Source organism: Mesorhizobium sp. M0830, assembly GCF_040319965.1.
Classification (GTDB): domain Bacteria; phylum Pseudomonadota; class Alphaproteobacteria; order Rhizobiales; family Rhizobiaceae; genus Mesorhizobium.
On the sequence record NZ_JAMYOR010000156.1, the window covers coordinates 1 to 608 of the forward strand.

The 608-nt window shown below is 62.3% G+C and carries 1 protein-coding gene and 1 pseudogene; both read right to left on the reverse strand.

The window, feature by feature from the left end; genetic code table 11:
* Positions 1-370: pseudogene (locus tag NKI20_RS33655) on the reverse strand (ornithine cyclodeaminase); the annotation flags it as partial.
* Between the two features lie 2 nt (positions 371-372).
* Positions 373-608, reverse strand: a 236-nt coding sequence (locus tag NKI20_RS33660) for an arginase family protein (RefSeq protein WP_352838307.1), incomplete at its 5' end; no start/stop codon positions are given.

Consider the following 608-nt stretch of genomic DNA (forward strand, 5'->3'; position numbering starts at 1 on the left):
GATGTGGCGGCGGTACGCAGCGCCGTCAGTATGGTCATCTCGGTGAGCAGCATCGGGTAGCCGCTACCGACATCGGCGAGCACGCGAAGGCAGTCACCGTCTGCAAACCCTGGCGCATGTTCTTGGGATGGCCGTTGACATATTTGAAGCCATAGAGCCGCCCATCGCTTGTAGGCATCAGTTCGATGACCCCGTCATGGCTGTGCGATGCGATGCGAGGCGTTTTGTCGAAAAGTTCCCAGCGACGGAAGTCTTGCTCGATGTAGCCGGCGAGCTCGGTCAGGAAGCGCTCGACGCCGATGGCGTTCACCAGCTTCATCATCCGGTCGACGCTGACGAAGGGGACGATGTTCAACTTTGCCGTGGCCATGATCAAAAGCTCCCGGAATGGCTGCGGGTGGGGCGGTCCATGATGCGGCGGCCCATCAGGCTCGCCGTCAGGTCGACCATCAGCGTCGCAGTTCGGCCACGCTCGTCCAGAAAGGGATTCAACTCGACCAGGTCGAGGCTGGAGACGAGGCCGCTGTCGGACAGCATCTCCATCACCAGATGCGCCTCGCGGAAAGTCGCGCCGCCGGGAACCGTGGTGCCGACAGCCGGCGCAATGG